The sequence below is a fragment of the Micromonospora sp. NPDC050784 genome, from assembly GCF_044456765.1.
Lineage (GTDB): Bacteria > Actinomycetota > Actinomycetes > Mycobacteriales > Micromonosporaceae > Micromonospora > Micromonospora foliorum.
In genome coordinates this window covers 69,284-91,455 of sequence record NZ_JBITGG010000027.1, presented here as the reverse complement: position 1 = coordinate 91,455, position 22,172 = coordinate 69,284, and the positions used below count along the sequence as shown (strand labels likewise).

Sequence of the window (22,172 nt, the reverse complement as noted above, 5' to 3'; positions counted from 1 at the left end):
CGTGTTCGTCGTCGCGACCGCCGGGCACGTCGACCACGGCAAGTCGACACTGGTCCGGGCGTTGACCGGGATGGAACCCGACCGGTGGGCCGAGGAACGCCGCCGGGGGATGACCATCGACCTGGGTTTCGCCTGGACGACGCTTCCGTCCGGCGGCACCGTCGCCTTCGTCGACGTACCCGGGCACGAGCGGTTCGTGCCGAACATGCTCGCCGGGGTCGGCCCGGTCCCGGCGGCGCTGATCGTGGTGGCCGCCGACGAGGGCTGGAAGCCGCAGTCCGCCGAGCACCTGGCCGCGCTCGACGCGCTCGGTGTCGCGTACGGCCTGCTGGCGGTGACCCGCGCGGACCTGGCCGACCCGGGCCCGGCGACGGCCCACGCCCGCGCCGAGATCGCCGCGACCAGCCTCGGTGCGGTGCCCGCGGTGGCGGTCAGCGGCCTCACCGGCGCCGGCCTGCCGGAGTTGCGCGCCGCCCTGGACCGGCTCGCCGCCCACCTGCCCGAGCCGGTGGTCGACGACCCGGTCCGGCTGTGGGTGGACCGCAGCTTCACCGTGCGGGGCAGCGGCACCGTCGTCACCGGCACCCTCGGCGCCGGCCGGCTGCGGGTGGGCGACGAGTTGGAGCTGGCCGGCACCGACGAACCGGTCAAGGTCCGTGGCCTGCACTCCCTGGGCGAGGCCCGTCCGGAGGCGGCGGCGGTCGCCCGGGTGGCGGTCAACCTGCGCGGTACGCCCCGCGACCGGCTCGGCCGGGGCGACGCGTTGCTGACCCCGGGCCGGTTCCACCACACCGACGTCGTCGACGTCCGGCTCGCCGGCGACCCGGCCGCCGCCCTGCCGGCCACCCTCACCCTGCACGTCGGGTCGGCGGCGGTGCCGGTACGGGTGCGCCCGCTCGGCCCGGACACCGTCCGGCTGCGGTTGGCCCGCCCGCTGCCGTTGCTGGTGGGCGACCGGGCGCTGCTGCGCGACCCGGGCCGCCACCACGTCAGCGGCGGGGTGCGGGTGCTGGACGTGGCACCGCCACCGCTGGCCCGACGGGGTGCGGCCGCCGCCCGCGCGCAGGTTCTCGCCGAGCTGGACGGTCGACCCGACCTGGCGGGGGAGCTGCGCCGTCGCCGGCTGGTCCGGGCCGGCGCGTTGGTCCGGATGGGTGTGCCGGTGCACGCCGAGCCGGTGGCCGGTGACTGGCTGGCCGACCCCGCGCACTGGCGGCGGCTCGGCGAGCGGCTGACCGAGGAGGTCGCCCGGCACGCGCGGGAGCACCCGTTGGAGCCCGGGATGCCGGTGGACGCCCTGCGTCAGCGCCTCGCCCTACCCGACCGGGCGCTGGTCGAGGCGCTGGTCCGGCCACCCCTGCGGATCCACGCCGGTCGGGTCGGGGCGGCGAGCGCCGACGCGCTGCCCGAACCGGTGGCCCGGGCCGTGCAGCGGGTCCGCGCCGAGTACGGCGACCGGCCGTTCCGCGCCCCCGAGGCGGACCGCCTCGTCGACCTCGGTCTGGGTCCCCGGGAGATCGGCGCCGCGGTGCGCGCCGGCGCGCTGCTGCGGCTGGCCGACAACGTGGTGCTGCTGCCGGACGCGCTCGACGACGCGGTCCGGGTGCTGGCCGGGCTGCCGCAGCCGTTCACCCTCTCCGCGGCCCGGCAGGCGTTGGACACCACCCGCCGGGTGGCGGTGCCCCTGCTGGAGCTGCTGGACCGGCGGGGCGCGACCCGCCGGCTGCCCGACGACGCCCGGATCGTCGTCACCTGAGCGACCCGGCCGTTGCGCGGAACGACGGTGGTGCCGGGCCAACCGGCCCCCGGGTCGGCGGCGGTCACCTACGGTGACGCCATGGACCCTTCGGCGGTCTGGCGGGACCGGCAGCACCGGTGGCGGATCGAGGCGTACCGCGCGCCGGACCTGCGCTTCGCCATCTACGCCACGAACGGACCCACCGAGTCGGTGCCGCTGTGGCTGTTCGGGATGTCGGCGCTGGCCCGGTGGTTGATGACCCACGCCATCTCGCTGGACGACCTGGAGGTCGACTGAGCGGGGCGCGGTCGCAAACCGGGCCCGGAGCCGGCCTCGCTGCGGTTGAGTGACCTCAGGCGGCGGACGGGGGTACGCGATGGGCGGTCAGCTCGGGCAGTTGGCGTTGGTGGCCGTACTGGTGCTGGTCAACGCCGCGCTCTCCGGCAGCGAGATGGCGCTGGTGACCCTGCGCGAGGGGCAGTTGCGACGGCTGGGCCGGCGCAGCCGCGCCGGCGACCGGTTGGTGCAGCTGTCCCGCGACCCGAACCGTTACCTGGCCACGATCCAGCTCGGCATCACCCTGGCGGGGTTCCTCGCCTCGGCGGCGGCCGCGGTGTCGTTGGCCGGTCCGCTGGTCGGCCCGTTGGGTTTCCTCGGCGGGGCGGCGCGTCCCGCCGCGGTGCTGCTGGTGACGGTGCTGCTGACGTTCGTCACGCTGGTGCTGGGGGAGTTGGCCCCGAAGCGGCTGGCCATGCAGCGGGCCGAGCGCTGGGCGTTGCTGAGCGCCGGCCCGCTGGACCTGCTGGCCCGGGTGTCCCGGCCGGCGGTGTGGCTGCTCAGCCGGGCCACCGACGCGGTCGTGCGGCTCGCCGGTGGTGACCCGCGGGCCAACCGGGAGGAGATGACCGAGGAGGAGCTACGGGAGATGCTGACCAGCCAGCGCGGCCTGTCGGCCCAGCAGCGGGAGATCCTGACCGGCGCGTTCGACATCGCCGGCCGGACGCTGCGGGAGATCCTGGTGGCCCGACGGGAGGTGACCACGCTGCCGGCCGGCCTGGCCGCCGACGAGGCGGTCCGGCAGTTGGCCGCCGCCGGGCGGTCCCGCGCTCCGGTCACCGGTCCCGGCGGCCTGGACGAGGTGCTCGGTGTGGTGCACATCCGCGACCTGGTGCGGGCCGGCACCGCCTCGGTGGGCGAGCGGGTCCGGGCGCCGCTGTTGCTGCCGGTGACCCTGCCGGTCGCCGACGCGATGCGTCAGCTGCGGCAGGAGCACCAGCAACTGGCCCTGGTCGTCGACGAGCACGGAGGCATCGACGGCATGGTCACCATGGAGGATCTGCTGGCCGAGGTGGTCGGCGAGTTGTACGACGAGACCGACCGGGACGTGCGCGGGGTGGTGCGGGAGCCGGACGGGTCCCTGCTGGTGCCCGGTGACTTCCCGCTGCATGACCTGCCCGACCTGGGGGTGCGGCTGAGCTTCCCGTTGTCCCGGGACTACACGACGGTGGCTGGTCTGGTGCTGGCCCGGTTGCGGCACCTGCCGGACTCCCCGGGTGAGACGGTGCGTCTGCCGGGACTGACCCTGCAGGTGGTGGAGGTCGCCGACCGGGCGGTGCGCCGGGTGCGGCTCTGCGGGTTCGTCACCGAGCGCTGACCAGCACGTCGCCAGGCGCGGGCCATCACCCAGAAGGATGACAAAAGCCGCAAGCCGGCGAAGCGGCGGGTGCGGTCTGCCTACGGTGCCAGACGTGAAGGACCGAGGGTTGCGTACGTTCGTCACGGTGCTGGCCGGCCTCGCGGTGATCTACTTCGGCAGCGCCGGCCGCAGCCCCGAGGAGGGCCGTGGCATCTCCGGCGGGGTGGTGGTCCTGGCGCTGCTCGCCGCGCTGCTGGTGTGGCACCTGACCCGTCCGGGAGACAAGACGGTCAAGTGAGCGCCTCAGCCGGCGGCGACGCGGGTGACCTCACCGGCGGACTCCTCACCCAGCGCCACCCGTACCAGCGCTGAGGCGAGCCGACCGAAGTCCGGTTCGTCGACGAGACCGGCCAGCCGGTCCGGAGAACCCGGCAGACCCAGCCGCTTCGCCCCGGCCAGGGCCCGACGGTCGGCGTACGGGCGCACGTCCGACCAGACCGCCTGCGCCTCGCGCAGGTAGATGTCCGCGCCGGTGGGGCCGATGCCGGGGAACTCGGTGAGCCGTCGCCGCAGCCCGGCGGGGTCGCCCTGGGCCTCCCGGTGCAGGCGTCGCAGGTCACCGTGCCAGCGGTCCAGGCACAGCCGGGCGCCGGTGCCGAGCATGGTGGCGGTCCGCTCGTCGTAGCGGCGGTAGTGGCCCCGGCCCAGCGCGTCGACGCGCTCCTGCCAACTGGCCGTCTCCATGGCCTGTGGGGTGCGGTAGCCCGCCGCGAACAGCTCCCGCGCGGCGTCCACCGCCACGCACGCCCGGATCCGGGTGCTCAGCAGCGTGGTCAGCACCAGCAGCTGGTACAGCGGCCCGGGCCGGTCGGCGAGCCGGATGCCGGCCTCCTCGGCGTACGTGCGGCCACGCCGGTCGAGCAGGACCCGCACCACACTTCGATCATTACCCACCCCGGCGGGTTACCCACTTGGGGACCCGCTAGCCGTCGCACCGGTGACCGGGGCCGGAATGCCACCGGGGCGGGCGGGTATGCCGACGGTGGAGGCGGTCGATGCCGCCCCCGTACCGGGAAGGGAGACACCCGTGGTCAACCCGCAGCAGGAAGAGTTCCGGCGCAACGCCAAGGGCGCCACCAGCCAGGACAGCAAGGGACCCACGCCGACCGGACACCCGCTCAACCGTGGCTCGTCGCGCGGCGACGAGGGACGACCGGTGCCCAAGGGGCAGGTGTCGCCGTACGGCCCGGCCGGTGAGCCGGTGGCCGAGGACGACAGCGACACCCGCTGATCAACGACCGTGGCCCGGCGGCCGTCGCAACCTGTTCCAGGTTGCGGCGGCCGCCAACCCGTACGCGAGGTGCGGGATGATGTCGGAGATCCAGTCGGAGCGCCGCCAGGTACGCGGGTCGCTGATCCCGAGCACGGTGATCGACCCGTCGGTCATGGTCATGACGCCCGCGCCGAGCAGGCCGGTGGCCATCGGCAACGGCTGACGCCGACCACCGGCGTACAGGGCGAACCCGACGCCCGCGGCGACGCCAAGCGCGTAACCGATCAGCGGGCCGAGGCCCGAGCGGCGGTTGGCCGCCCGGGCCCCGTTCCCCAGGTCCACGTGCGCGATCCCGGCCAGCCGGTCGACGGTCTCCTGGGGGACGTCGCTCTCCGGCCGTCCCCGTAGGGCCATGTCGAGGTAACTGACCACGTTCAGCGCGGTGCTGCCGACGGCCCCCGCGATCGCGCCGTCGGCCACGTCGACAGTCCTCACTTCGGGTCGCCCGGTTCGCGCTCGCTCTTGGGGCCGTACGTCCGGTCACCGCGCACCACGCCTCGCTGGCCGCGATCCTCCTGGAGGATCCGGTTCGCGACCTGGTTGGCCTTGCCGTCGGGTACCCGACGTCCGGAGTCGTCGATCGCGTTGCGCATCCGCGCCCGCTGCTTGTCGTACGCGTTACTGCCCGGCCGTGGTCCTGGCATGTGTGCCTCCTTCGTCGGTCTGGGCACCTGGTGCTGCCCACCGTCCGCTGGGCGTACCGCGGCCGTCTACCCGTCTGGGGGCGGACCAACCCCGGCGGGTTACCGGGGGGCGCGGACCACGACGACCGGGCACTGCGCGTGGTGCAGCATCGACTGGCTCACCGACCCCAGCAGCAACCCGGTCACCTCGCCGCGCCCCCGCCCACCGACAACCGCCAGTTGGGCGGAGCGGGACGCCTCGGCGAGCACACTGCCGGGTCGTCCGTGGACCACCCGGCAGGTCAACCGCAGACCCCGGTGGTCCTCGGTGAGCCCGGTCAGCCACCCGGCGAGCATCCGCTCCTGCTCGCCGCGGAGTTTCGCCTCGTCGTACACCAGGGGTTGCATGTCGCCCGGGCCGCTGCTGTCCGGATGTCGGTAGGCGTGCACCGCCACCAGCGGCACGCCGAGCGACACGGCGGTCTCGGCGGCGACGTCCGCCGCCCGCCGGGAGGCGTCCGAGCCGTCCACCGCGACCAGCACCGGCTGGCCGGGTCGTTGCGTGCCGCGCGCGACCAGCACCGGGCAGTCGGCGTACGCGGCGACCTGCACCGCGACCGAGCCGACCACCAGCGCGGAGAACCCACCCAGCCCGCGGTCGCCGAGCACGATGAGCGCGGCGGTGGGGGACTCGCCCACCAGCACCGCGGCCGCCTCCCCGTCGATGATCTCGCCGGAGATCGACAACCCGGGCACGGTCGCGTCGGCCTCGCGCACCGCGGCCTCGACCAGTTCCTCGGCCCGGTGGCGCAGCCCACCGCCGGGCGGCGCGTCCGGGGCGGGGGAGACCGGTACGTGCAGCAGCGGCCAGATGAAGCCGTGCACGACCCGCAGTGGTCGGTGCCGGCGGGCCGCCTCGGTGGCGGCGAGGCGCACGGCGCGCAGCGCCGACTCCGAACCGTCGACGCCGACCACCACCGCCGCGTTGTTCGCCGAGTTCACCGCCCACCTCCGCTCGCGGCCAGTATCGCGGGCCCGGACGCCCTCGCGCCGCGATACCGCTGAGCGCGTCCCGGTCGGTACGCTGGCGACGACCGGGGAGGGAGCGCCGCCGATGGGTGAACCGGACCAGCCGAGCACCGCTCGCATGATCGACTTTTGGCTCGGCGGGCAGCACCACTTCCCCGTGGACGTGGCCGCCGCGCACGCGTTCGAGCAGGCGTACGGACCGTGCGCGCCGGTGTTCCGGGAGCTGCGGGCGTTTCTGGGTCGGGCGGTGCGGGCCATGGCAGCCCAGGGCGTGGACGGGTTCCTGGTGTTCGGCGCCGGGGTGCCGACGATGGGCAACGTGCACGAGGTCGCCACCGACGCGACGGTGCTCTACACCGACGTCGACCCGGTCACCATCCGACTGGGACAGAGCATCCTCGCCGGCAGCGACCGGGCCGGCTACGGCTTCGGCGACGCGACCGACATCGGCACCATCGACCCGGCGCAGCTGCACCGTTTCGTGCCGGGGTGGGGTCGGCGGCCGGTCGGGGTGGTCTTCCTCGGCCTGGCCGCGTTCCTCGACGACGCCACCCTGACGCGCACCCTCGACGAGCTGTACGCTGCCGCGGCGCCGGGCAGCCTGCTCGCGGTGGACTTCGACACCGAGGAGTTGGCCGGTCATCCCCAGGCGCTGGCCATGATGGGGCCGCAGTTCCGGATGCGTCCACCGGCGGCGTTCGCGCCGCTGCTGGGTCGGTGGGCGCCGACGGCGGACGGGATCGTCCCGGTCGCCGAGTGGCGGCCGGACGGCCCGCCGGCGCGGGTTCCCGACGCGTTCCACGGTGTGCTCGCGACCCGCCCGGCCGACTGACCGCGCCGATCAGCCGTCCGGGGGCCGTCCGTATGATGCTTGCCCTATAGCAAGCTTCTGGGGAGGACGACGATGGTAGACGCGCCGGACGTGGTGTCGCGCGCGTTGCGCGAGGCCCCGCCCGACCAGTTGGCGGAGGCCGCGGACCGGGCGATCCGGTCGGCGATGGGCGCGCTGCGCACCGACGTCTTCGTCGCCGACTACCGGATCAGCGGCCTCTGGCCGGTGCTGGACCCGGACCTGCCGGCGGCCGGGTTCCTGGCCTGCCACACCATGGCGCAGCGCTGCTTCAGCAGCCAGCAACCCGTACGCGACGGCGAGGGCCCGTGCCGGCTCTACCTGCCGTTGACGGTGTGGGGGGAGCGGTTGGGCGTGCTGCTGATCGAGCTTGCGACCGTACCGAACGCGGCGGTCACCGGTCGTGCGACGGACATCGCCGGCGCCCTGGCGGTGGCGATGCGCGCGGCGGACCGGGAGACCGACCGTTACCGGCGGGCCCGCCGGCGGGAGCGACTGACGATGGCCGCCGAGATGCAGTGGGACCTGCTGCCCGGTCGCGGTGTGTCGCACCACGCGTTCGATCTGGCCGGTCAGCTGGAGCCGGCGTACACGGTCGGTGGCGACCACTTCGACTGGTCGTTGGACGGCGACCGTCTCACCGTGACGGTGCTCAACGGCGAGGGCAGTGGGCTGTCCGCGTCCCTGTTGACCGCCGTCACGGTCAACGCGATGCGCAACGCGCGTCGCTCCGGTGGCGGCCTGGTGGAACAGGCCGAACTGGCCTCGGACACGGTCTTCTACCAACACCGGGGCGCCCGGTACGTGGCCACCCTGTTGCTCGAGGTGGACACTCGCGTCGGCCGGGTGCGGGCGGTCGACGCGGGCTCCCCGCACCTGTTGCGGATGCGTGGGTCGACGGTCGAGCCGATGAAGCTGGATCAGCAGCTGCCGCTGGGCATGTTCGCCGAGACCCGCTACGAGCTTCAGGAGGTGCAACTGGCCCCCGGTGACCGCCTCTTCGTGGTCAGCGACGGGGTGTGGGCCGCCGAGCCGCCGGGTCAGGAACCGTACGGGCAGCGGATGATGGCGCGTTCCCTGCGCGCCACGCGGCTGCAGCCGCCGGCCGAGGCGGTTGGTACGGTGATGCGCGAACTGCACGCCTATCACGCGGATTCCGATTTGCGCGACGACGCCGTCGTGGTCTGTCTGGACTGGCACGGTCCGCGCGAACGGGGCACGGGGTGAGATTCGCCGCCGCGTTGCCGGGCGGGCACCAGCGCGACGACGGCAGGGGACATCAGGTGGAGCGACCTGCGGATCTCGCCGCGGCGATCGACGCGGCCGCCGGGACGTTGATCGCCGTGCTCGACTCGGCTGCGTCGCGGCACCAGGTGCCGCCCACCCAGCTGAGGGTGCTCACGCTGATCAGCGGTCGACCGGAGACCAACGTCAACGGGTTGGCCGAGCTGCTGGACGTGGTGCCGTCGTCGGCGAGCCGCCTGTGTGACCGGCTGGAGGCGACCGGGCTGTTGCGCCGGGTGGCCGATCCGCGCGACCGGCGGGAGGTGCGGTTGGTGCCGACCCCCGCGGCGCTGACCCTGTTGGCGGAGTTGGCCGAGCGGCGTCAGCGCGCGGTGCAGGCGGTGCTGGACCGGATGCCGGCGCGCCAGCAGCACGAGTTGCTGCTGGCGCTGGTCGGGTTCGCGCGGGCGGCGACCTCGGTGCCCGAGCAGCAGACCGACCCCGCCGCCCAGACGGCCTGACCAGTCGCCTCCCTTACCCCAGTATCCTAGGACGCTCTACACGTGGTGATCCACGCCACAGTGCGGCACAGCCGCACCAACAGCACGCGGCGGCACCCGGCCCGCGAGAGGAAGCCCGATATAGTGGCAGCGCACCTACCCGGCCCGCGATCATCGAGATCGCGGGCCGCATCAGGGGAAGGGGCCCCGCCCGGGGCCGCAGGGGAGAGCCGGCGCTGGTCGGCCCGACAGCGCGTACGACCCTCAGCCGCGCCCGGCGTCGGCCCGGGGGCCCGCGTGCCGTGGAGGAGGATCGGTGTCGCGTCGGCCGGCTCGGGCAGAGCAACCGCCGGACACCGGTGACGACACTCCCGGCAACCAGGTGCTCACCCTGCCCAACCTGATCAGCTTCGGGCGACTGCTGGGCGTGCCGCTCTTCCTCTACCTGTTCCTGGTGGCGCGGGCCGACGTGGCGGCGGTCGTCGTGCTGGCCATCGGCGGCACCACCGACTGGGTCGACGGTTGGATCGCCCGCCGCCTGCGTCAGGTGAGCCGCCTGGGCGAGCTGCTCGACCCGCTCGCCGACCGGCTCTACATCCTCGCCACCCTGGTCGCCTTCACCGCGCGGGAGGTGGTGCCGTGGCAGTTCACCGCGGCGCTGCTGGCCCGTGAGGTGCTCCTGCTCGCCTCGCTGGCGGTGTTGCGTCGCTACGGGTACGGGCCGCCGCCGGTGCACTACGTGGGCAAGACCGCCACGTTCCTGCTGCTCGCGGCGTTCCCGGTGCTGTTGTTGGCCACCGCGGCGACCGACGTGGCGACGGCGGCGAGCGCCATCGGTTGGGCGTTGGCGTGGTGGGGCCTGGTGCTCTACTGGGTGGCCGGTGGGATGTATGTCGTGCAGGCGGCCCGGCTGGTGCGGGCCGCGCGCGGCCCGGGGGCGGCGGCGTGAGCGCGCCGCGGCTGGGAAAACCCGGACAGGACCGGGTGTACGCGCCGGACTTCCTCACCGAGCTGTTCCGCAACCCGCTGGATCCGGGGTACGCGGACGCGGCTGCGGCCCGTCGGCGTTCGGCGCAGTCCGCTCCGGCGCGTGGGTGGCGGGCCTTGCCGGCGCGGTCGGTGAGCCTGGTCGTGGTGGTGATGCTCGGTTTCCTGTTCGCGGTCGCGTACCGGCAGACGATGGCGGACGAGCCGGGCCGGAGCCAGGCCCGCTCGGGGCTGGTGGCGCAGATCAAGGAGCGGGAGAGCCAGACCGACCGGTTGTCCACCCGGGCGGACCAGCTGCGCGAGGAGGTCAGTCGGCAGCGGGACGCGGCGTTGAGCGGGTCGGCCGCCGCCCGGTTGCGCAACCTGGAGGCGAGTACCGGGCTGGGTCGGGTGCGGGGTGATGGTGTGGTGGTGCGGTTGGCGGACGCGCCGGACAACGCGGACGCGGTGACCGGCGCCGGCGCTGGGCCACCGCGGGTGCTCTACAGCGACCTGCAGGGGGTGGCGAACGCGTTGTGGAGTGCGGGCGCGGAGGCGATCGCGATCAACGGGCAGCGGTTGACGTCGACGTCGACGATCCGGTCGGCGGGTGAGGCGATGCTCGTGGATTTCCGGCCGGTGACCGGGCCGTACGAGGTGTCGGCGATCGGGCCGGGTTCGATGCGGCGCAAGTTCGAGGACAGCCGCAACGCCGCGCTGATGCGGGAGGTCGCGCAGAAGACCGGGTTGTCGTTCGGTGTGCGGGAGTCGGATGACCTCACGTTGCCGGCGGCGCCGGAGCCGCAGCTACGCTACGCCAAGCCGTCGGTCAGTCCGAGCCCTTCCGCGTCGGGTGTCCGGTCCGGCAGTCCCGGGTCGTCCGGTCCGGCGACGACTGTTAGCCCCTCCGGAGGTGGCCGATGATCGCGGTGCTGGCGTTGCTCGCCGGTGTGGTGCTGGGCGTGTGGCTTGATCCCACGGTGCCGGCGGCGTTGCAGCCGTACCTGCCGATCGCGGTGGTGGCCGCGTTGGACGCGGTGTTCGGTGGGGTGCGGGCCCGGTTGGACCGCATCTTCGACGACAAGCAGTTCGTGGTGTCGTTCATTTCGAACGTGCTGGTCGCTGGTCTGATCGTGTATCTGGGTGACCAGTTGGGGGTGGGTGGGCAGTTGTCCACCGGTGTGGTCGTTGTGTTGGGTGTGCGTATCTTCGGCAACGTGGCGGCGATCCGTCGGCACCTGTTCCGGGCGTAGGTTGGGTTGCGATGAGTGACGAGCAGACCGACACGGGGACCGGGTGGCCGCAGCCGGCGGGTCCGGTGCGGCCGGGTGGGCCGGCGGGTGAGCCGGATCCGCGGCCGGACGCGCCGGATCCGGACGAGTTGAGCCCGTTGGCGCCGCAGCCGCCGGTGGAGCCGCAGGCGCCGGTGGAGCCGGCGCCGTCGTCCGAGCCGGAGGGTTCGGACGACGAGCCCTCTGTCCGGGTGGGTGTCGAGTCGGTCGATGACGGTGCGACGGTGGACCTGAGCGCGGTGTCGCGGTCGGGGGAGCCGGTGGCGAGTGCCGACGGGTTGGCGGAGCCGGTGGGGGAGTCGACCGGGCCGGTGGCTCCTCGGTCCCGGTGGAGTACCGCCGGTGTGATGATCGTGGCGCTGTTGGCGTTGCTGGGGTTCACGTTGGTCGTGCAGTTGAAGACGACGTCGACGGACCCGACGTTGGGGGCGACGCGGCAGGAGGACCTGGTTCGGATCCTGTCGGATCTGGATGCGCGGGAGAATCGTCTGCAGCAGGACATCCGGGCTCTGGAGGACAGTCAGCGGCAGTTGCGCTCGGGTGAGCAGGGTCGTCAGGCGGCGTTGGATGAGGCGACGCGGCGGGCGGACGAGTTGGGCATCCTGGCGGGGACGTTGCCGGCGGTGGGGCCGGGGTTGACGGTGCAGTTCGACGCCGGGGTCAAGCCGATCTCGGCGAACCGGGTGTTGGACGCGGTGCAGGAGTTGCGTGGCGCGGGCGCGGAGGCGATGCAGATCTCCGGTGGGGATCGGGCGACCGTGCGGATCATCGCGTCGACGTACTTCCTGGATGGGGACAACGGGTCGTTGGTGGTGGAGGGGCGTCGGTTGACGGGGCCGTTCACGATCACGGTGATCGGTGATCCGGCGACGATGCGTACGGCGTTGAACATTCCTGGTGGGGTGATGGCGTCGGTCCGGGGTGGCGGCGGTAACGTGACGTTTGGGGAGCGTGAGGTTGCCGAGGTTTCGGCGCTGCACGTGCCGATCAAGTTGGAACACGCCCGTCCGGTCTCCTGACCGGCGCGGCCGCGCCGGACCCGGGTGGTCCGGGGCACCGATGGATGAAGGACGCGTCTGGTGATTCCCGAGGATCTGCGATACACCGCCGAGCATGAGTGGGTGGCGGGTGACGGCACGGCTTCGGTCCGGGTCGGCATCACCCACTTCGCGCAGGACGCGCTCGGTGACATCGTGTACGTGCAGTTGCCCGAGGAGGGCGCGGTGGTCGCGGCCGGTGACTCGTTGGGTGAGATCGAGTCGACCAAGAGTGTGTCGGAGATCTACGCGCCGGTGGCCGGTACGGTGGCGGCGCGTAACGACGCGTTGGGTGACACGCCTGAGCTGATCAACACTGATCCGTACGGTGAGGGTTGGTTGGTGGAGATCACGCCGAATGATCCGACTGCCACGGATGGGTTGCTGACGGCGGCCGCGTATCAGAAGATCACCGAAGGCTGAGTGTGCTTGATCCGGTGCGTGGGATGTCTGCGCGCGTCCGGTTGCCCTGCATTTCGGCGCTGGCTAGGCTCGCCCAGTCGACCGAGAACCCAATAGTTGAGCGTTGCGGAATTGCCTTCCCGGGCACGGGGAGCCAGCCGCCGGGTGTTCACATGCCCGGCGGCCAGACCCGCCATTACCCGACGCCGACCGAACAGATCCGTGAGGTGGTCCCATGACGCGGCCAGACGACGAGTTCCCCCCACTCGACGTCACTTCGACGCTCAATCTCGGTTCGCTCGACGAAGTGCTGGAGGGGCCGGATACCGATGTGGTGCCGAGCCGGATGTCCGGTTCGTTGCCGCCGGGTATGGCGCTGCTGGTGGTTCGTCGAGGCCCGAATGCGGGTGCCCGGTTCCTGTTGGACCACGATGTGACGACCAGTGGCCGGCACCCGGACAGTGACATCTTCCTGGACGACGTGACGGTGTCGCGTCGGCATGCGGAGTTCCACCGGGATGGTGGGACGTTCACGGTGCGCGACGTGGGCAGCCTGAATGGCACGTACGTCAATCGTGAGCGGGTTGAGGCGGCCACGTTGAGCAATGGTGACGAGGTCCAGATCGGTAAGTTCCGGGTGGTGTTCATCGCCGGTCCGCGCCCGGAGGAGGAGGCCGGCCGGGGGTGAACGAGCCTGCGGCCTCCATGTCACCCGGGGCGGCTCGGTCTGAGCCGCTGATGAGCATCGGTGAGGTGCTTGGGCAGTTGCGGGTGGATTTTCCGGACACCACGATTTCGAAGCTGCGGTTTCTTGAGGCCGAGGGTTTGGTCGAGCCGCAGCGGACGGCGGCGGGTTACCGGAAGTACAGCTGGGACGATGTGGCGCGGTTGCGGTTCGTGTTGACCGCGCAGCGGGACAAGTACCTGCCGTTGCGGGTGATCCGGGAGCAGTTGGCCCAGTGGGATTCGTCTGGTGAGCAGCCGGGGCGGTCGCGGCCGGCGTTGGTGGCGGTTGGTCCCGATGGTGCGGTGCCGGGTCGTGAGTTGGCGGAGCCGGCCGAGTCGTCGCAGGTGCGGCTCGGCCGGGCGGATCTGGTGGCGCGCAGTGGGATCGACGAGTCGACGTTGGTGGAGTTGGAGCGGCTCGGTGTGCTGGTGTCGGATCCGCCGGGGTGGTATGACGCGGATGCCCTGATCATCGCTTCGGCGGTGGCGGGGTTGGCGTCGTACGGGTTGGAGCCGCGGCACCTGCGGGGTTATCGGACGGCGGCGGACCGGGAGGTCGGTTTGTTCGCGCAGTTGGTGGCGCCGTTGGCGCGGCAGAGTGATCCGGCGGCGCGGGCGCGGGCGGCGGAGACGGCGCGTGAGTTGGTGGCGTTGTCGGAGCAGTTGCACGCGGCGTTGGTGCGGGTGGGGTTGCGGTCGACGTTGGGTCGGTGAGGGTGCCCGGTGGGTGGTGGCTGAGCGGAAAGATCTCTTCCGGGAAGCGTGCCGTAGGCTTGCCGGGGTAACCCCTTTTCGGCGCGGGCGTGGTGCTGTGCGGTCCGTGTACCGTGCAGGAAAGGGCGCGGTGCGGCGTAGGTGACAACGACACGGAGGCGGCGGTGCGCGAGCTGAGCGTGGTCGGAGTTCGGGTGGAGCTGCCCAGCAACCAGCCGATCGTCCTGCTCAGGGAGGTCGAGGGGGACCGCTATCTGCCGATCTGGATCGGCGCGGTCGAGGCGACGGCTATCGCTTATGAGCAGCAGGGGGTCAAGCCGGCCCGGCCGTTGACGCATGATCTTCTGCGGGATGTGTTGGCGGCGTTGAAGGCGCCCTTGCAGGCGGTGGAGATCACCGAGCTGAAGGAGAACGTCTTCTACGCGGATCTGTTGATCGGCGATGGGGTGCGGGTGTCGGCGCGGCCGAGCGATTCGATCGCGTTGGCGTTGCGGGTCGGTGCGCCGATTCGTTGTGCCGAGCAGGTCCTCAGCGAGGCGGGGATCGTTATCCCTGATGAGCAGGAGGACGAGGTGGAGAAGTTCCGCGAGTTCCTGGAGCAGGTGCGTCCGGAGGACTTCGCGGGCTGAGGTGTGCCCGGGCTCGGTTGGTGATCTTTCTCGGTGGCTGCGCGGCGTGTCGCGTCGGTTCCTCCGTGGTAACCCCTGACGGTGGCGATAGGGTTTCCATGTCGAGGGGTGCGCGTCCCGGAAACGATGCGTCGCCACACTGACGGGGAGGTTGTCCGGATGCACGAGCCGCGGGATTCCGATCCGGGTGCAGGGTTCGACGAGCCGGGTGCCTCGCCGCCAGGTGTGGCGGCTGAGGGTGACGGTTCGGTTGGCTACCGGGGTGTGACGGCCTGCCATGCGGTGGGCATCAGTTACCGGCAGTTGGATTACTGGGCGCGGACGACGCTGGTGGTGCCGAGCGTTCGTGATGCCTCGGGTTCGGGGACGCAGCGGTTGTATTCGTTCCGGGACCTGGTGGTGTTGAAGGTCGTGAAGCGGTTGTTGGATGCGGGGGTGTCCCTGCAGAACATCCGTAAGGCGATCGAGGCGTTGCGGTCGCGTGGTGTGGAGGATCTGGCCGGTATCACGCTGATCTCTGATGGGACGACGGTGTACGAGTGCCGGTCTCCGGAGGAGGTGGTCGACCTGTTGCAGGGCGGCCAGGGGGTCTTCGGCATCGCGATCGGTGGGGCGTTCAAGGAGATCCAGGGGTCGTTGTCGCATCTGCCGGCGGAGCCGGCGACGAGCGGCCCGGTGGAGCCGGCGGCGGACCCGGTAGGTGACGAGTTGGCGGCGCGGAGAGCGCGGCGGCGCGCCGGCTGACCGTTCGGCTTTCGGTTTTTTTTGTGTGCTTCTCTCGCGACCGTCGGTGACGGTGGCGGGGTGCTGTCGGCCATGATGGTCCACTGTGAATACGGTGGGTGTCGTTTCCGTGGCCGGTTGTGGAAGTACCCATCGGTAGCGGTGACCTAGCGTGGTGGCGTGTTGTCGGGAATCCGATAAGGGGGCGCTGACCGGAAGCGGTTGACACGCTATGGTCCCTCACGGTTCTGGACCCTTCATTACCGGAAGGAACGACCGTGACGGTTACGGAAGAGACTGCTCCCGCCTCGCACTACGACCGCATTGGCGGTGCCAGTTCGGTCAAGGCGGCGGTTGAGCTGTTCTACGACAAGGTGCTCGCGGACCCGGAGTTGGCGGGCTACTTCGCTGACGTGGACATGGCGGGTCAGCGGCGCCATCTGGCGTTGATGTTGACCGTCGTGTTGGGTGGCCCGAACGAGTACACGGGTCGCGAGTTGGCCGAGGCGCACCAGCCGCTGAACATCACCGCGGAGCACTACGCGAAGGTGGGCGAGCACCTGACGGTGACGCTGACCGAGTTGGGGGTGCCGGCGGACATCCTCGCCCACGTGCAGACAGTTCTGGGGCAGGTGCAGGGCCAGGTGGTGGCTGCCGGGAACAGGTCGGGCGCCTGAGCGTGGACGCGGCTCGCCTCAAGCAGAGCTGGTCGGTGGTCGCCGGTCACGGTGACCAGGTGCCGCTCTACTTCTACTCGACGTTGTTCCTCGCTCATCCCGAGACGCGGCAGATGTTCCCCACGAACATGGCCGGTCAGCGGGACCGCCTCGTGACCGCATTGGGCCACATCGTGTCCAACGTGGACCAGGTGGATCGACTGGTGGGTTTCCTGCAGGATCTCGGCGCGGATCACCGCAAGTTCGCGGTCCGCGCGGAGCACTACCCGGCGGTCGGTGAGGCGCTGGTGGCGACGTTGCAGCATTTCCTCGCCGATCAGTGGACCGACGAGTTGGCGGCGGACTGGACGGCCGCGTACGGGTTGGTCGCCCAGGTGATGATGGAGGCCGCGCAGGCCGCTGAGGCGGTCAACCCGCCGTGGTGGGTGGCGGAGATCGTGGCGCACGAGCGGCGGGCGTTCGACGTGGCGGTGTTGACGGTGCGTCCGCAGTACCTGTTGCCGTTCACGCCGGGTCAGTCGATCGGGGTGTCGCACCCGTCGGTGCGGTCGTGGCGGTACTACTCGCCGGCGAACGCGCCGCGGGCGGACGGCACGTTGGAGTTGCACGTGCGGGCCGCGCCGGGTGGCGCGGTGTCGTCGCGGCTGGTGTACGGGTCGGCGGTGGGCGATCGGGTCCATTTGGCGGCGCCGGTGGGGGATCGGCTGGGGTTGTGGTCGGCGGGTTCCAGTGACCTGTTGCTGTTGGTCGCGGGTACCGGCTGGGCGCCGGTGAAGGCGTTGGTGGAGCAGGTGGCCGCGGAGGGTTCCCGCCGGCGGGTGGACCTGTACGTGGGGGCCCGTTCCCGTAGCGAGTTCTACGACAGCGACGCGATCGACAAGTTGGCGTCGTCGTACCCGTGGTTGACGGTGACGTACGTGGTGGGTGCCGACGTGCACCGGCCGGGGGAGTTCGTGCAGCCGGTGGACCGGGCGTTGGCCGACGGTGACTGGCGGTCCCGGCACGTATTCGTGTGTGGTTCGGACGAGATGGTGTCGCACGCGGTGCGGACGTTGGTGCAGGCGGGTTACCACGCGGGTCAGGTGCACCACGAGGGCCTGGGCGCGCAGTGGTACGGCCCGGCGTGGCGGACGGCGGTGCAGCAGTCGGCTGCGGGTGACACTTCGGGAGGTGGGCACAGGTGAGCGCGAGGAGTGAGCTGGCGAGCCCCGCAGTCGCGAACGGAAGGCGGGTCAGGTGAGCGCGAAAAGTGAGCTTGCGGGCCCGGCGGTCGCGAACGGAGGTCTGCACAGGTGAGCGCGACGCCGATCAGTCGGTATGACGGGGTGCAGGTTTCCGGCGGTGTGCACGTGCGGATGACCGCCGATCGGGTTCGGCGGTGGGAGTTCGGTGCCGCGTCGTTCGCCCGGCGTGGTTACGACAACGCTGACGTGGACCGGTTCCGGGTGCAGGTCGCCGACGAGTTGGACCTGTTGGCGACGCAGATCGCGACGTTGCGGGCGGAGAACGAGCGGCTGACCGACCGGGTGGAGTTGCACCGGCACGGAGTGATTCCGAGTACGGGGGCGGCGGCGAAGGTTCCGGCGGCGCGGGAGGTGAATCTGCTGTCGGCGGCGCAACGGGAGGCCGAGCAGATCATCGCGCAGGCGCATGACTACGCGCGTCGGGTCGCCGAGTACGCCCGGGTGCAGTACGAGAGTTACCTGCACGCGGCGGAGGCGGAGGCGAAGCAGGAGGCGGAGCGGGCGGTGGCGGAGTACCGCAGCGCGGCCGGGTCGAGCTTCGACGACACGGTGGCGACCCGGGAGGCGTTGCGGATCTTCGGGGAGATGATGGTGTCGCACATGCAGGCGGCGGCGCGGCATCTCGACGACGGCAGTGAGCAGTTGGCGCGCACCATGGACCGGATCGCGGCGGAGACGCCGGGGGCGCCGTTCGTGGGTGGTGTGGTGGGGCAGTCGGCGTTGCCGCGGCACCAGCAGCGCTGAGTCGTCGCCGGGTGGGGTCCGCGGACGTGGACCCCACCCGTTGGCGGCGGTGGCATAGTCGGAGGGGCCAGGTGGGCTGACCGGCGGCCCGCCCCTGGGAGAGGCGCCGTCGTGTCGGTATCTCCGTCCCCACCCGGCGGGTCTGCGGACCCGTTGGCCGCGTTGGAGGCGTCGGCGTGGGCTCTGGCGGCCGCGGTGGGCACCATGAGTGACGCCCTGTCGGCCCCGCTCGCCGAGGTCCTCGCCGGGTCGCCGCACCGCAGCGCGGTGCTGGAGGCCGCTGGTCTGCTCTCCTGGGACGGTGGGGCGCCGGTGGCGCACCCGTCGCTGGTGGCTGCCGATGGGCCGACCGGGCGCAGCGCCGTGCAGGCGCGGTTGAGTTCGTTGCGGCAGGCGGTCGCCGCGGCGGCGCAGGAGCCTTCCGGGCCGGGCGGGGCCGGTTGGGCGCAGGTGGACGACGAGGTGTTGCTGCATCAGGGTCGGGCGTCCGCGGCGACCGGCCGGGCGTTGGCGTCGCGGGTGGTGCCCGAGTTGCCAGGGCTGGCGGAGCGCTTGGATTCCGCCGACGCCCGGGTGCTGGACGTGGGCACCGGTGTGGGGGCGTTGGCTGTCGCCGTGGCCCGCGCGTTGCCCCGGGCGTCGGTGGTCGGCATCGACGTGCTGCAACGGGCGTTGGACCTGGCCCGCGGGGAGCTGACCGAGGCGGGTGATGTCGCGGATCGGATCACGTTGCGCCGGCAGGACGTCGCCGAGGTGGACGAGCCGGGCGGGTACGACCTGGTCTGGTTGCCGGCGCCGTTTCTTCCCCAGCAGACGTTGGCGCTCGCGTTGCCCCGGCTGGTGCGGGCGCTGCGACCCGGTGGCTGGCTGGTGGCGGGCACCAACCCGCCGGCCGAGGATCCGTTGCGGGCGGCCGTCGACCGGTGGAACGCCGTCCGCAACGGCGGCAACGCCTTCGACGCGGACCGGATGGCGCAGGTGTTGGCGGGGGCCGGGTTGGGTGATGTCCGCCGTTTCCCGACCGTTCCCGGTGGGCCGGTGCTGGTCGCCGCGCACCGTCCAGGCGGCTGAGGCCCGCCGTCGGCGGGGCGGGTGGTCAGGTGGTGGCGGCGCGGACGGCGTCGGCGATCGGGGTGGGCCCGTCGACGAGTTCCAGGGTCGCGCCGGTGGTGCGCGGTTCGTCGAGCAGGGCGGCGAGGACGTGGGCGACGTCGGTGCGGCTGATCGCGCCGCGGCCGGCGTCCGGGGTGAGGGTTACCCGCCCGGTGGGTGGGTCGTCGGTGAGCCGGCCGGGTCGCAGCACCGTCCAGGCCAGGTCGCGGCCGCGCAGGTCGTCCTCGGCGGCGCGTTTGGCGCGTAGGTACGCCGCCCACACGTCGTCGCTGCCGGGGGCGGGTGGTGTGTCCACGCCCATGGAGGAGACGAGCAGGTAGCGGTGGACGCCGGCGCGGGTGGCGGCGTCGGCGAGCAGCGCGGCGGCGGCCCGGTCGACGGTGTCCTTGCGGGCGGCGCCGCTGCCGGGGCCGGCGCCTGCGGCGAAGACCACCGCGTCGGCGCCGTGAAGGTGCTCGGCCAGCTGCGCGACCTCGGTGTGTTCCAGGTCGCAGACGACGGGGGTGGCGCCGGCGGCGCGCAGCGTCGCGGTCTGCTCGGGGTTGCGGATGAGGCCGACGGCGGTGTCGCCGCGCCCGGTGAGGTGGCGTTGCAGCAGTAGGGCGATCTTGCCGTGGCCTCCGGCGATGACGACGCGCATGTGCCCAACCTACCGGCGGTGGCGGTGCGAGCGGCGGCGCCGGCTTGACCTTGACCTTCGGGTAACCCTGAGCCTGGTGGGCGCCGGTCGCCGTGACCGGCACGAGGAGGATGTCGACGTGGGGCTGATGACCATCGGGGCGTTCGCCCGGGCGGCCAGGCTGACGCCGAAGGCGTTGCGCCTGTACGACCAGGGTGGGCTGCTGGTGCCGGCCGCTGTCGATCCGGAGTCCGGTTACCGGCTGTACGACCCGGCTCAGTTGCCGGTGGCCCGGCTGGTCGCCCAGTTGCGTCGGATCGGTATGCCGCTGGCGACGATCCGGGTGGTGTGTGGCCTGGAGCCCGCCGCGGCGGCTGCGGCGATCACCGCGTACTGGCGGCAGGTCAGCGCCGACACCGCGGCCCGCGCCCGACTCGCCACCCTCCTCGTGGACCACCTGTCTGAAGGGGGCGCCACCATGTCTGACCCGAATCCCACCCTTGTCGTGCGCTGCGCCGCCGGTTGTGACACCGGGCTGGTGCGTGACAGCAACGAGGACACCGCGTACGCCAGCGGGCGGTTGCTGGCGGTGGCCGACGGTATGCGGGGGCCCGGGGGTGCGGCCGCCAGCGCCGCCGCCGTCGACGCCCTGAAGTCGTTGGCGCTCACCGACGTGCCGGCCGCCGACCTGCTGACGATGCTGGCCGGTGCGGTGAGCGACGCCGACCGCGCCGTACGCGGGTTGGCCACCGACGCCGACCAGCCGGTCACCACGCTGACCGCGCTGCTGCTCAGCGGTTCCCGGCTGGGGCTGGTGCACGTCGGTGACACCCGGGTCTATCTGCTGCGCGACGGCGAGTTGTCGCTGCTCACGCAGGATCACACCTGGGTGCAGACGCAGGTCGACCAGGGCCGGCTGGACCGGGGCCAGGCGGCGACGCACCCGCAGCGGGCGGTGCTGGTGCGCGCCCTCGGTGGCGGTCGGCAGGTCGAGGCGGACCTGGCGTTGCGCACCGCCCAGCCCGGTGACCGGTACCTGCTGTGCTCCGACGGGTTGTCCGCGGTCGTCGACCGGGCCGGCCTGCGCTCGGCGTTGGCCGCGGCCGCCGAACCCGCGGACGCGGTGCGGGAGCTGATCGGTTTGGCGCGGGCCGAGGGGGCGCCGGACAACATCGCCTGCGTCGTCGCCGACGTCCTCGCGGCGTAGCCCGCCGCCCCGCGTCGGGTGGTGGCGCTGCCCACCCGGCGCGGGGCTCGGCGTTAGCGGACGGGTTGAGGCAGCATGGAGAGGTGATGGAGAGCCTCGACGCGTTGACCTCGCTGGTGGCCGGTGGTGGGGTGGTGGTGCTCAGCGGCGCCGGCCTGTCCACCGAGTCGGGGATTCCGGACTACCGGGGGCCCAGCGGGGTGGCGCGGCGGCACACGCCGATGACCTTCCAGGCGTTCACCCGGGATCCCCTGGCCCGGCGGCGCTACTGGGCGCGGAGTCACCTGGGGTGGCGGTTGATCGCGGGCGCGGCGCCCAACGCCGGGCACCGGGCGGTGGCCGGGCTGCAACACGCCGGCCTGGTCGACACGGTGATCACGCAGAACGTCGACGGGCTGCACGGTGCGGCGGGCAGCACCTCGGTGATCGAGTTGCACGGTCGCCTCGACGAGGTGACCTGCCTGGACTGCGGCAACCTGACCTCCCGGGAGGAGCTGCACCGGCGGCTGCGCGAGGCCAACCCGGACTTCGTGGCCCGCGTCGCCGCGGTCAACCCGGACGGTGATGTTGATCTCCCCGATGAGCAGGTGGCGGCGTTCCGGCCGGTGGACTGCGGGATCTGCGGCACCGGGATGCTGAAACCGGACGTGGTGTTCTTCGGTGAGACGGTGCCGCCGCAGCGGGTGGCGCGGTGTTTCGCGGCCGTCGAGCAGGCCCGGTCGTTGCTGGTGCTCGGGTCGTCGTTGACGGTGATGTCGGGGCGCCGGTTCGTGATCCGGGCCGCGAAACGGGGCATCCCGGTCGCCATCGTCAACCAGGGGCCGACGCGTGGTGACGGCCACGCCACCGTGTGCGTCGACGCCCCGTTGGGTGCGGTGTTGCCGCAGCTGGCCGCGCGGGTCGGCGTCGAGGCGCCGGCCGGGGTGTGACGGCGCGGGCGGGGTGCCCGGCCCGCGGATGGGACACCCCGGGTGGGGTGCCCGGCCCCCGGGGGTAGGACATCCGCCGGAAACACCAACGCTGGTAGCGTTGACCACGCCGGTAACACCCACGTGGGAGAGACCGCCCGACAGCACGCAGGGCGGCGCCGAAGGGGCAAATCCTCCCCGGAACCTCTCAGGCAAAAGGACCTCGTGGGCAGGCACT

Annotated in this window: 28 protein-coding genes and 1 riboswitch; of the genes, 23 read left to right on the top strand and 5 right to left on the bottom strand. The window is 72.4% G+C overall.

Features of this window, described 5'->3' with window-relative positions; translation table 11 throughout:
* Position 1: 1 nt before the first annotated feature.
* From selB to ACIBD9_RS28995, 4 genes are all read left to right on the top strand, one after another.
* Entirely contained in the window at positions 2 to 1,756 is a 1,755-nt protein-coding gene (gene selB / locus ACIBD9_RS29010; RefSeq protein ID WP_396722406.1) for a selenocysteine-specific translation elongation factor, read from the top strand.
* Between the two features lie 81 nt (positions 1,757 to 1,837).
* Positions 1,838 to 2,035 carry a hypothetical protein gene (locus ACIBD9_RS29005; protein WP_030327722.1) on the top strand — a complete coding sequence of 66 codons (198 nt, stop codon included), beginning with the start codon at positions 1,838 to 1,840 and terminating at the stop codon, positions 2,033 to 2,035.
* A gap of 79 nt (positions 2,036 to 2,114) precedes the next feature.
* Positions 2,115 to 3,392 (top strand): hemolysin family protein, encoded by a 1,278-nt coding sequence (locus ACIBD9_RS29000; protein WP_396722404.1) that lies wholly within the window; start codon positions 2,115 to 2,117, stop codon positions 3,390 to 3,392.
* Positions 3,393 to 3,486: 94 nt separating this feature from the next.
* Positions 3,487 to 3,672, top strand: coding sequence for a hypothetical protein (locus tag ACIBD9_RS28995; RefSeq protein WP_036410487.1), 186 nt, complete (start codon positions 3,487 to 3,489; stop codon positions 3,670 to 3,672).
* A 5-nt stretch (positions 3,673 to 3,677) separates the two neighbouring features.
* Here ACIBD9_RS28995 and ACIBD9_RS28990 read toward each other — a convergent pair whose 3' ends face one another.
* Positions 3,678 to 4,328 (bottom strand): hypothetical protein, encoded by a 651-nt coding sequence (locus tag ACIBD9_RS28990; protein WP_396722402.1) that lies wholly within the window; start codon positions 4,326 to 4,328, stop codon positions 3,678 to 3,680.
* A gap of 133 nt (positions 4,329 to 4,461) precedes the next feature.
* On the opposite strand from ACIBD9_RS28990, the gene ACIBD9_RS28985 reads away from it, so the two are divergent.
* The gene (locus tag ACIBD9_RS28985) at positions 4,462 to 4,665 is read left to right on the top strand and encodes a hypothetical protein (protein ID WP_088948252.1); all 204 of its coding nucleotides are present in this window, start codon (positions 4,462 to 4,464) and stop codon (positions 4,663 to 4,665) included.
* Here the strand turns inward: ACIBD9_RS28985 and ACIBD9_RS28980 are convergent, their stop codons facing one another.
* The 3 genes from ACIBD9_RS28980 to ACIBD9_RS28970 form a co-directional block, all read right to left on the bottom strand.
* Entirely contained in the window at positions 4,666 to 5,142 is a 477-nt protein-coding gene (locus tag ACIBD9_RS28980; protein WP_396722401.1) for a hypothetical protein, read from the bottom strand. It abuts the gene before it with no gap.
* Complete coding sequence (locus ACIBD9_RS28975; RefSeq protein WP_354888949.1) at positions 5,139 to 5,351, bottom strand: phosphatidylethanolamine-binding protein; 213 nt, start codon at positions 5,349 to 5,351, stop codon at positions 5,139 to 5,141. The genes ACIBD9_RS28980 and ACIBD9_RS28975 overlap by 4 nt, the downstream gene beginning before the upstream one ends.
* Before the next feature lie 99 nt (positions 5,352 to 5,450).
* The gene (locus tag ACIBD9_RS28970) at positions 5,451 to 6,332 is read right to left on the bottom strand and encodes a universal stress protein (protein ID WP_396722399.1); all 882 of its coding nucleotides are present in this window, start codon (positions 6,330 to 6,332) and stop codon (positions 5,451 to 5,453) included.
* Between the two features lie 112 nt (positions 6,333 to 6,444).
* Here ACIBD9_RS28970 and ACIBD9_RS28965 point away from each other — a divergent pair, with 112 nt between their 5' ends.
* From ACIBD9_RS28965 to ACIBD9_RS28890, 16 genes are all read left to right on the top strand, one after another.
* Complete coding sequence (locus ACIBD9_RS28965; RefSeq protein ID WP_396722397.1) at positions 6,445 to 7,191, top strand: SAM-dependent methyltransferase; 747 nt, start codon at positions 6,445 to 6,447, stop codon at positions 7,189 to 7,191.
* Between the two features lie 72 nt (positions 7,192 to 7,263).
* Complete coding sequence (locus ACIBD9_RS28960) at positions 7,264 to 8,436, top strand: PP2C family protein-serine/threonine phosphatase (RefSeq protein ID WP_396722395.1); 1,173 nt, start codon at positions 7,264 to 7,266, stop codon at positions 8,434 to 8,436.
* Positions 8,437 to 8,492: 56 nt separating this feature from the next.
* On the top strand, positions 8,493 to 8,954 hold the full coding sequence (locus tag ACIBD9_RS28955; RefSeq protein WP_396722392.1) for a MarR family winged helix-turn-helix transcriptional regulator: 462 nt from the start codon (positions 8,493 to 8,495) through the stop codon (positions 8,952 to 8,954).
* A gap of 295 nt (positions 8,955 to 9,249) precedes the next feature.
* Positions 9,250 to 9,882, top strand: coding sequence for a CDP-alcohol phosphatidyltransferase family protein (locus ACIBD9_RS28950; RefSeq protein ID WP_387166765.1), 633 nt, complete (start codon positions 9,250 to 9,252; stop codon positions 9,880 to 9,882).
* Positions 9,879 to 10,823 (top strand): DUF881 domain-containing protein, encoded by a 945-nt coding sequence (locus tag ACIBD9_RS28945; protein ID WP_387166763.1) that lies wholly within the window; start codon positions 9,879 to 9,881, stop codon positions 10,821 to 10,823. Before ACIBD9_RS28950 ends, ACIBD9_RS28945 begins: the two co-directional genes overlap by 4 nt.
* The gene (locus tag ACIBD9_RS28940; RefSeq protein ID WP_030327710.1) at positions 10,820 to 11,152 is read left to right on the top strand and encodes a small basic family protein; all 333 of its coding nucleotides are present in this window, start codon (positions 10,820 to 10,822) and stop codon (positions 11,150 to 11,152) included. Before ACIBD9_RS28945 ends, ACIBD9_RS28940 begins: the two co-directional genes overlap by 4 nt.
* 11 nt (positions 11,153 to 11,163) lie before the next feature.
* On the top strand, positions 11,164 to 12,210 hold the full coding sequence (locus ACIBD9_RS28935; RefSeq protein ID WP_396722391.1) for a DUF881 domain-containing protein: 1,047 nt from the start codon (positions 11,164 to 11,166) through the stop codon (positions 12,208 to 12,210).
* A gap of 60 nt (positions 12,211 to 12,270) precedes the next feature.
* The gene (gene gcvH / locus ACIBD9_RS28930; protein WP_387166757.1) at positions 12,271 to 12,651 is read left to right on the top strand and encodes a glycine cleavage system protein GcvH; all 381 of its coding nucleotides are present in this window, start codon (positions 12,271 to 12,273) and stop codon (positions 12,649 to 12,651) included.
* Positions 12,652 to 12,865: 214 nt separating this feature from the next.
* Positions 12,866 to 13,318, top strand: a complete 453-nt coding sequence (locus ACIBD9_RS28925) for an FHA domain-containing protein (protein ID WP_007071101.1) — start codon at positions 12,866 to 12,868, stop codon at positions 13,316 to 13,318.
* A 50-nt stretch (positions 13,319 to 13,368) separates the two neighbouring features.
* Complete coding sequence (locus ACIBD9_RS28920) at positions 13,369 to 14,070, top strand: MerR family transcriptional regulator (protein ID WP_387166754.1); 702 nt, start codon at positions 13,369 to 13,371, stop codon at positions 14,068 to 14,070.
* A gap of 164 nt (positions 14,071 to 14,234) precedes the next feature.
* On the top strand, positions 14,235 to 14,699 hold the full coding sequence (locus ACIBD9_RS28915) for a bifunctional nuclease family protein (protein ID WP_030327706.1): 465 nt from the start codon (positions 14,235 to 14,237) through the stop codon (positions 14,697 to 14,699).
* A 159-nt stretch (positions 14,700 to 14,858) separates the two neighbouring features.
* Positions 14,859 to 15,443, top strand: a complete 585-nt coding sequence (locus ACIBD9_RS28910; protein WP_396722390.1) for a MerR family transcriptional regulator — start codon at positions 14,859 to 14,861, stop codon at positions 15,441 to 15,443.
* Positions 15,444 to 15,700: 257 nt separating this feature from the next.
* Positions 15,701 to 16,099 (top strand): group 1 truncated hemoglobin, encoded by a 399-nt coding sequence (locus ACIBD9_RS28905; protein ID WP_396722388.1) that lies wholly within the window; start codon positions 15,701 to 15,703, stop codon positions 16,097 to 16,099.
* Between the two features lie 2 nt (positions 16,100 to 16,101).
* On the top strand, positions 16,102 to 17,283 hold the full coding sequence (locus ACIBD9_RS28900) for a globin domain-containing protein (protein WP_396722386.1): 1,182 nt from the start codon (positions 16,102 to 16,104) through the stop codon (positions 17,281 to 17,283).
* Positions 17,284 to 17,391: 108 nt separating this feature from the next.
* Positions 17,392 to 18,087 (top strand): DivIVA domain-containing protein, encoded by a 696-nt coding sequence (locus ACIBD9_RS28895; protein WP_396722384.1) that lies wholly within the window; start codon positions 17,392 to 17,394, stop codon positions 18,085 to 18,087.
* Between the two features lie 204 nt (positions 18,088 to 18,291).
* Positions 18,292 to 19,158, top strand: coding sequence for an SAM-dependent methyltransferase (locus ACIBD9_RS28890; protein ID WP_396722382.1), 867 nt, complete (start codon positions 18,292 to 18,294; stop codon positions 19,156 to 19,158).
* A gap of 25 nt (positions 19,159 to 19,183) precedes the next feature.
* On the opposite strand, the gene ACIBD9_RS28885 is transcribed toward ACIBD9_RS28890, so the two are convergent.
* Positions 19,184 to 19,840, bottom strand: a complete 657-nt coding sequence (locus tag ACIBD9_RS28885; RefSeq protein WP_396722381.1) for an NAD(P)-binding oxidoreductase — start codon at positions 19,838 to 19,840, stop codon at positions 19,184 to 19,186.
* A 118-nt stretch (positions 19,841 to 19,958) separates the two neighbouring features.
* Here ACIBD9_RS28885 and ACIBD9_RS28880 point away from each other — a divergent pair, with 118 nt between their 5' ends.
* Complete coding sequence (locus tag ACIBD9_RS28880) at positions 19,959 to 21,026, top strand: MerR family transcriptional regulator (RefSeq protein ID WP_396722414.1); 1,068 nt, start codon at positions 19,959 to 19,961, stop codon at positions 21,024 to 21,026.
* 86 nt (positions 21,027 to 21,112) lie between these two features.
* Positions 21,113 to 21,955: an NAD-dependent protein deacetylase gene (locus tag ACIBD9_RS28875; RefSeq protein WP_396722379.1), complete on the top strand. Its 843-nt coding sequence runs from the start codon at positions 21,113 to 21,115 to the stop codon at positions 21,953 to 21,955.
* Positions 21,956 to 22,069: 114 nt separating this feature from the next.
* A riboswitch (glycine riboswitch) is annotated at positions 22,070 to 22,168 on the top strand.
* Positions 22,169 to 22,172 lie beyond the last annotated feature (4 nt).